1 protein-coding gene is annotated in these 1,440 nt (G+C 68.7%); it reads right to left on the bottom strand.

The features are described 5' to 3' along the window. Positions 1 to 28 precede the first annotated feature (28 nt). Positions 29 to 1,144: a putative NPN-dependent ornithine cyclodeaminase gene (locus BN423_RS08335; protein ID WP_019239798.1), complete on the bottom strand. Its 1,116-nt coding sequence runs from the start codon at positions 1,142 to 1,144 to the stop codon at positions 29 to 31. Positions 1,145 to 1,440 lie beyond the last annotated feature (296 nt).

Raw genomic sequence — 1,440 nt, 5'->3', positions numbered from 1 at the left:
CTGCCCGCGTGCCGCCCTGCGCCCGCCGCTACATGAGCCCCAAGCCCTTCGCCACGATGACGATGAAGTTCTGCACGTTGGCGATGAACGAGGTGGCCGAGACGCTCCCGCGGTCGAGTAGCTTGTTGGTCACGAATTCCGAGACGTCGACCGTGTAGAAGAACACCGGCCGGATGGCTCCCTGTTCGTCGAAGGTATACGACGGCGTCATGTTGCCGGTGGCGATGGTGTGCAGCATGGTGGCCATGCAGATGACCGTCGTGGCGTCGGAGACCATGGCGCGCATGGCGGCCTGCGCCTCGTACGCGTCGCCGATCACGCCCGGCAGCGGCCCGTCGTCGCGGATCGACCCCGCGAGCACGAGCGGCACGCCCTGGCGGACGCAGCCGGCGACGATGCCGTCCTCGATGCCCTCCGTGCGCACGAACGCCTCGATTGACCCGGCGCGTCGCACGCGGTTGATCACCTCGAGATGGTTATAGTGCCCGTTGCGCTGCGTCTGCTGCGTGTAGATGTCCTGGCCGAGCGCCGTGTGGAGCGTGGCGGCCTCGAGGTCGTGCGTGGCGAGCGCGTTTCCCGCCATGATGCCGTCGACGAAGCCGGCCTCGATGATGCGCTGCATGGCGCGGCGCGCGTCGGCGTCGAAGGCGAACGCCGGTCCCATCACCCATACGATCTTGCCGTGGTCGCGGTCGTGGCGCAGCCGCTCGTAGAGGCGGTCGTAGTCGCGGGCGAACGAGGTCTCGCGGCTGCGCGCCTGGCGGAACGCGAACTTGTCGGACCTGTCCGCCTGCTCCGCGCAGGGGTCGTCGAAGCAGTCCGCGTGCACGTAGATGCCCTCCTCGGCGTCCTCGGTGCGCCCGAGGACCACGAGGTCGCCCGCGCGCAGGTTGCGGTTCTCGACCACGCGCAGCATGCGCTCGCCCGCCTCGTTCCGCGCGACCACGATGCTTGCGTCCATACGGCTGTGGCGGGGGAGGAGCCAGGTGCCCCCGACCTTCACGTATTCGGGGAACACGGACGTGCTGTGAAACCCCTCGGGCCCGATGCCGTCCGCCTCCACCTCGGCGAGCGTCGCGTCGGGGGCGCTGGCGAACGGCTCCTGCGAGAAATCCGGTGTTCGGTAAACGGGCATCGCGAACATGGGCGGCTCCTTCGGTTCACGCGCCGCGCTCCCCGAGCTTGCGGGCGGACATCGACGGTCACGGCGCGCTACGTGCATGATGGTTTTCATCCAGCATAGAGAAGCCGCTGCGCCGCCGAGCGCGAGAACCGGCTATGTTGCGAGCGTGTTGCCATTGGTTTACGTGCCCGCCCCCACGCCGTGCCCCGCTCGCGCCTGCGCGTCCCCGTGAAACGCGCGCCGAAACGGTTGCTCCCGGGGATGACAGCGGGCGCTCGGCCGGATTTTCCGCGGAGCGATTCCCAAAATGCGCGAAA

Origin of the sequence: Enorma timonensis (assembly GCF_000321165.1) — a bacterium.
GTDB lineage: Bacteria > Actinomycetota > Coriobacteriia > Coriobacteriales > Coriobacteriaceae > Enorma.
Note: the sequence above shows the minus strand (reverse complement) of the source record. Positions and strands in the feature narration are given on the sequence as shown.

Bases quoted from the DNA above. Each gene is read 5' to 3' on its own strand.
- BN423_RS08335 (WP_019239798.1), bottom strand. From the start codon at position 1,144: ATGTTCGCGATGCCCGTTTACCGAACACCGGATTTCTCGCAGGAGCCG.